The organism is Alkalibaculum bacchi, from assembly GCF_003317055.1.
GTDB classification, from domain to species: Bacteria; Bacillota; Clostridia; order Eubacteriales; family Alkalibacteraceae; genus Alkalibaculum; species Alkalibaculum bacchi.
In genome coordinates, this window is record NZ_QNRX01000018.1 from 60,170 (window position 1) to 66,554 (window position 6,385).

5 protein-coding genes are annotated in these 6,385 nt (G+C 32.7%); 3 read left to right on the forward strand and 2 right to left on the reverse strand.

The genetic code is table 11. From position 1 onward, the window contains the following. Positions 1 to 172: 172 nt before the first annotated feature. Together ade and DES36_RS12225 are read left to right on the forward strand one after the other, a co-directional pair. The gene (gene ade, locus DES36_RS12220; RefSeq protein WP_113921492.1) at positions 173 to 1,912 is read left to right on the forward strand and encodes an adenine deaminase; all 1,740 of its coding nucleotides are present in this window, start codon (positions 173 to 175) and stop codon (positions 1,910 to 1,912) included. Positions 1,913 to 1,918: 6 nt separating this feature from the next. After that, positions 1,919 to 2,503, forward strand: a complete 585-nt coding sequence (locus tag DES36_RS12225) for a uracil-DNA glycosylase family protein (RefSeq protein ID WP_146953644.1) — start codon at positions 1,919 to 1,921, stop codon at positions 2,501 to 2,503. Positions 2,504 to 2,579: 76 nt separating this feature from the next. Here the strand turns inward: DES36_RS12225 and DES36_RS12230 are convergent, their stop codons facing one another. Continuing rightward, positions 2,580 to 2,876 carry a GNAT family N-acetyltransferase gene (locus DES36_RS12230; protein WP_113921494.1) on the reverse strand — a complete coding sequence of 99 codons (297 nt, stop codon included), beginning with the start codon at positions 2,874 to 2,876 and terminating at the stop codon, positions 2,580 to 2,582. A gap of 278 nt (positions 2,877 to 3,154) precedes the next feature. Further along, the gene (locus DES36_RS12235; RefSeq protein WP_113921495.1) at positions 3,155 to 3,733 is read right to left on the reverse strand and encodes a TetR/AcrR family transcriptional regulator; all 579 of its coding nucleotides are present in this window, start codon (positions 3,731 to 3,733) and stop codon (positions 3,155 to 3,157) included. Between the two features lie 358 nt (positions 3,734 to 4,091). On the opposite strand from DES36_RS12235, the gene DES36_RS12240 reads away from it, so the two are divergent. Then, a complete protein-coding gene (locus DES36_RS12240; RefSeq protein ID WP_113921496.1) occupies positions 4,092 to 6,029 on the forward strand; it encodes an NAD(P)/FAD-dependent oxidoreductase in 1,938 nt (645 codons plus the stop codon). The last annotated feature ends 356 nt before the right edge of the window (positions 6,030 to 6,385 follow it).

Consider the following 6,385-nt stretch of genomic DNA (forward strand, 5'->3'; position numbering starts at 1 on the left):
TTTTAAGAGTATTAGACTCCATCTTATCAACTTGTTATAATATATACTAAAATCCTTTTTATAAGATAGAAAATGTAATAAGCAATTATGATAGGTCATATCTTTTAGCGAGGAGAACATCTTTGGCGTATTAAACAATTAAATATTGTAATAAATAAGGAGTGTAGACGTATTGAGTACATCAGAACGTAGAATAAAAGTAGCTAGAGGGCTTGAAAAAGCGGATCTGGTTTTAAAAAATGGATGGATTATCAATGTTTTTACAATGAATGTAGAAAAGGTAGATGTGGCTATTTGCGAAGGCATCATTTGTGGAGTTGGCATATACGAGGGAATAGAAGAAGTAGACTGCACAGGCTATTATATTGCCCCAGGATTTATGGATAGCCATATTCATATTGAGAGCTCCATGTTGCACCCTCAAGAATTTTCAAATGCTGTAGTTCCACATGGGACCACCACCATCTATACAGACCCACATGAAATTGCAAATGTGTGTGGCGTAGATGGAATAGATTTTATGCTAGATGCAACAGGCAATATTCCCTTAGATGTTTTTTTCTTGCTCCCATCTTGTATTCCCTCTTCACCATTTGATGAAAGTGGTGCTTTTTTAGATGCAGAAAAATTAAAGCCATATTATGATAATTCTAGAGTACTCGGTTTAGCAGAGTTAATGGATTATGAAGGAACCATTTCAGGGAGTAGAGATATTTTAAAAAAGCTAGAAGATGCTTCAGGCAAAATTGTCGATGGCCATGGACCATCATTAAGTGGTAAGGACCTTTGCGCCTATGTTACAGCTGGTGTTTTGTCTGATCACGAATGCACGACCTTACAAGAGGCTAAAGAGCGTATTCGATTAGGGCAGACAGTGATGATTCGAGAAGGTACTGCTGCAAAAAATTTAGAATCATTAATAGAATTATTTGCCGAACCTTATTACCAAAGATGTATTCTTGCCACAGATGATAGACATCCAGGAAGCCTTAAAAAGGAAGGTCATATTAACTTTATTATTCGAAAAGCCGTTTCTTTTGGAGTAGACCCGATTAAGGCTATTGCAATGAGTACCTATCAGACTGCAAGATACTTTAACTTAAAAGATCGTGGTGCTATTGCCCCTCATTATATTGCGGATATTATTGTCCTAGAGGATTTAAAAGAATTTTACGTAAAAAAGGTTTATAAGAAGGGTAAATTGGTGGCTGAAAATGGTAATATGATTGAATATTTATCTGAGCCAAAAAATACAGATGATAAGTATAAATCCATTTATCATTCTTTTCACATAAGTAAATTAGAGGAATCTGATTTTTATATTGAAGAACCTTCAGGAGACAAAAGGAATCAAATGAGAGTGATTTCTCTAGTGGATAATCAGATAACGACAACTGAACAAATAGAAGAATATGAACCTGAAAATAACGGAATTAATATTCATAAAGACATTCTAAAATTAGCTGTTGTGGAGAGGCACAAAGGGACAGGGAGTATAGGACTAGGGTATGTTTCGGGTTACGGTCTTAAAAGTGGCGCCATTGCCTCTTCTGTATCCCATGATTCTCATAATTTAATCATTATCGGAACCAATGAGAAGGATATGGCCCTTGCAGCAAACACCGTTCAAGAGATGGAAGGCGGATACGTTATTGCCAATAATGGAGTTATCATTGATAAACTCCCCTTACCTATAGCTGGCCTTATGAGCGATAAAAAGGCTGAGGATCTTGCAGAAGATATGGATAAGATTAAGAAAAGGGCTTATGAATTAGGAATTGCAGAAGGGGTTGATCCTTTTATGACATTGGCTTTTATAAGTCTACCTGTTATTCCAGAACTTCGATTGACGACAAAAGGATTAGTTAATGTAAAAGAGCAAAAACTTGTGCCAAACTTTTTAGAAGGGTAAGTGCTTATGATCGAATATTTATCAAGAAACGAAGGCAAAAACAATAAGGTTGCATTTGTGTTTTCTTGTCCAGGAGCAGCAGAGGAAAAGAATAACAGATTAGTAAGTGGAACTACAGGTAAAAATCTAAATAAGATAATATGTATTTTAAGACAAGATTTCTCTTGTGAACACATATTTGATTCAGAGAATCGATACGATTATCGTATTACAAATGCATCCATGAAAGTTCATTATAAAAGCAAAGATGGGAGATCAGAACCTACTAAAAAAGAAATCACTGCTTTAGAAAACATTCAAAGATTAACAGAAGATTTAAAAGAATATAAGATTATTATAACCTTTGGAAATAATGCGAAATTTGCAGTGAATCAATGCAAAGACAAGTTTGAAAATCCAAAAATTATAGACGTAAGACATTTAGGACTCCAATCTTTAAATCAAATTAAAACTGATATTGATGGAAAAGAGATCTCTAATCCCAATAATGACAAGAATACTGGTAATCTAAATACCTTAAGAAGGTTAAAGGTAGTGGCAAAAGAGATTTATGTACGTATTAATGATGATCTTTGGAGAAGGAATATTTAGAACAAAAAAATTAGCAGTGTAGATTATCTTATAAAATGACTGCTGGCAGGCTTTTCGCCTGCCAGTAACGATTCATTTAACGCTGATTATCTATATCTAGTATATCTGTATACTCTTCGTTTTTCTTCATCAATTTTTGAGCATATGAACATAATGGTAGAACTTTTAAATTTTCTTCCCTACAATAATTGGCCACGCAATCGACAAGACCTTTTGCAATTTGTTTTCCGCGCAATTGAGGAGAAACGTAGGTGTGATCAATGATAACTCTGCCATTTTCAGTTGGCTTATAGGTAATTTCCGCTATAGGATTCTCTTCGTTTTCTCCTAAGTAAAAACATTTATTGCCTTTCTTGAAATCATAATTGGACATGATAAACCTCCTTAAGTATTGTTAGTAATGATATATTTACCCATATATAAAAGAATTCACGCATTTAGAGGTGATTTTTCAGTTGTTCTGAAGATTTTATTTTTCTCATATGCATTAATTCATCGTAAATGTGGGTATATTTCGTGCATACCGAAGGCAACTTTCAAGTAAGGAAGTTTTCAATAGATTATTGAGAGATTGTCCCCTATAAAATATGACTTTAGCCTGATCACAGGCACGTGCTTTCTTCTGGAGAAGCTCCAGATAGTGGTAAGGATTTAAGCAATATTTATTTTAAACAATTCATCTAAAATCTTCTTATTCTCTTCAACATAATCAAAGTCTCCATTTTGACTACACCAGACTAAGGCAATACCATCTGCTATATAGACAATGGTATCCACTAACAAGTCTGGGGGAGTCCTATTTAGTATTTCACCTGCATTTTGAGCTTTTTCAATTAAGGATGAATATACTTTTCGCATATTTATATCTTTAGGGCTAAATATTTTTCCACTTTTATCAATGTTTCTTTTTATAATTTGTCCAAATATATCATGACCTGCAATAAAAGTGCGTTCAAGATACATATCAAAAAAATAATAGAACTGTTCAATATATTTTTTTGCAGAAATAAGGGGAAGTATTTCATTTATAGCTAAATTATCAGAAGACAAAAAATAATTGTCTAAGATTTCATCTTTTGATTTAAAGTGATAGTAAAAAGCACCTCTTGTCAAATTACATCGATTACAAATATCTTTTACAGATACGTTTTCGTAACCTCTTTCTTTATAAAGCTCTATTGCGGTTTCAATAATTTGCATTTTTGTTGATATTGGTTTTTTTTCGGTCATAATTTACTCCATTATTTATTTTGCTTGAAAGCAAGTATATCCTAGTTTATTTGTATGTTTTTCATTATAGCATAATATGAAAAGGAAGAAAAATGCAATATATAGTTTGTGAATTGTTTAATAAATTTATTGACAAAAAACTATACACGTGTATAATATTAATTAAACACGTGTGCAATAAACGCGAGTTAAAAACATTGCATTTTAATATTTAGTTGAAATATAACAATGATATATAGTTTATATTAATATAAAATCAAAATATCATTGACTAAATATTAACCACGTTAATATCTTTGAAACCTTTTAAAGGTTTACAAAGATAAATAAATAACAAAAATATAGGGGAGGTTTTATTATGGCAAAGATATTTGATAGAACAAATATTGGAAAAATGAAATTGAGAAATAGGATTTTTATGTCACCAATGGGGACTGGTACAGATCCTGATGGTGGTTTTTCTGAACAATCTAGAGAATATTATGAAGCAAGAGCAAAAGGAGGCTTTGGTCTTATCAATCTTGGTGCAACTACTTGTACGACAAAATATGAACCAAAACCTTGTAATGTATTAGATAGTCAACCTATGGTAGAACGTCTTCAACGAGTAGTAGAATCTTGTCATAATTATGGAGCTAAAGTTTCTCTTCAAATTAGTGCTGGAATTGGTAGAATGGCATTCTCTGAAAAGGGAAATCCACCTTATGCAGCTAGTGCAGTACCAGGTACATATTTTCCAGATCAATTATGTATTCCTTTAAGCATTGAACAAATTCACGATATTGAAGAAAGCTTTGGAAATACGGCAATGTGGGCTAAGGCAGCTGGCTGTGATGCTATTATGGTACAAGGGTATGGCGGCTATTTAATCGATCAATTTATGTGTGAATTATGGAATAAAAGAGATGACGAATACGGCGGAAGTTTAGAAAATAGAATGCGCTTTCCATTAAATATAATCAAAAAAGTAAAAGAAAAATGTGGAGATGACTTCCCAATATTATTTAAATATACCCTTACACATTTAATTGAAGGGGGCAGAACCATAGAAGAAGGCTTAAAAATAGCGAAAATGCTAGAAGAAGCTGGTGTATCTCAATTACATGTAGACGTAGGTTGTTTTGAAGTATGGTATAAGCCTATTCCAACAGTATATGATGATTTTGGCACAAAAGTAGATCTTGTAAGACAAGTAAAAGAAGTGGTTAATATTCCAGTATCTTGTGATGGTAAATTAGATGATCCACAAGTTGCTATGGAAGCAATAGAAAGTGGAAAGGTAGATTATATCTCATTAGGAAAACAATCTATTGCAGATCCAGAATGGCCAAACAAAGTTCGAAAAGGACGACTTGATGATATAAGATACTGCATAGGATGTAATGATTGTCTCTTAGGAATTTTAAGAGGAAGACTAGTACAATGCTCTGTTAATCCTACAGTAGGATATGAAAACTTTACAGTGCTTAAACCAGCGAAAGAAGAAAACAAACAAGACAAAATATTGATTATAGGTGCTGGTATCGGTGGTATGGAAACAGCTGTTACTGCTGCAAAAAGAGGATACTCTGTTACTGTTTGGGAAAAAGAAGCTCGTTCAGGCGGACTAGGTAATGCCGCAGCTGCTCCATATATGAAGGCATCTGTTAAAAATTATGTACAGTATTTAGACAATCAATTAAAGAAACATGCAGATAAGATTCATGTAATATATAATAAAGAAGCTACTTTTGAAGAAATTAAAAAATGTAATCCAGATAAAATCGTAGTGGCAACAGGTGCTACAGCTATGATTCCTCCTGTAGAAGGTTTAAGAGATAATCCAAAAGTTGGAACGGCAACAGAATATCTACTAGGCAATTTCCAAGCAGAAGGCAATGTATTGGTTATCGGTGCTGGTTTAGTAGGCTGTGAAACAGCTTTAGACTTAGCTCATAAAGGAAGCAAAATTACATTAGTTGAAATGCTTCATAAAATCGTAGCAAAAGACGAGATTAATGCAAACAATGAAATGCGTCTAAATGATTTTCTAGGTAAAGCGGATATAGATTTAAACCTAAACACTGCTGTAAAACGTATAGAAGATAATCAAGCCATACTTGAGAAAGACGGCAAAGAGTTTGCAGTAGAATTTGATAATATATTAGTGGCTGCTGGAATGAAATCTAATAATACTTTAGTCGATGATTTGTACGATTACTTTGAAGAAGTTTATGTAATTGGTGATGCAGATCATCCAGGTAAAATAATGGAAGCAGTTCATCAAGGATATGCTATCGCAAATAATATGTTTTAGAGAATAGAATAATTGTAATAAAAAGCTTCTGTGATTTGTATTGTCACAGAAGCTTTTTAATGTAAATTAATTTAAGATATCATCACTAAAATAATAAAAAAGCAATTTTTCAGGAGAAATAAATGGAAAATACTGCATATAATAATGAAGAAATTGTATAATATACATATTTTACATGATATTTAACACCAGAGATATTTGAGAATATAAGGAGGGATAACTTAGCCCTCTCAAAGAAATTATAGAATATATTAAAAAATAACTCAAACTTCGCACATCATAAATGGCATAAATCCATTGCAACATAATACTTTCACCTAAAAATAAAGTGTTATGCACAGCATTTTAGGTTGTTT

Excerpts from the sequence above, each read along its gene's own strand:
- DES36_RS12225 (WP_146953644.1), top strand. The coding sequence starts at position 1,919 with ATGATCGAATATTTATCAAGAAACGAAGGCAAAAACAATAAGGTTGCA.
- DES36_RS12230 (WP_113921494.1), bottom strand. The coding sequence starts at position 2,876 with ATGTCCAATTATGATTTCAAGAAAGGCAATAAATGTTTTTACTTAGGA.
- DES36_RS12235 (WP_113921495.1), bottom strand. The coding sequence starts at position 3,733 with ATGACCGAAAAAAAACCAATATCAACAAAAATGCAAATTATTGAAACC.
- DES36_RS12240 (WP_113921496.1), top strand. The coding sequence starts at position 4,092 with ATGGCAAAGATATTTGATAGAACAAATATTGGAAAAATGAAATTGAGA.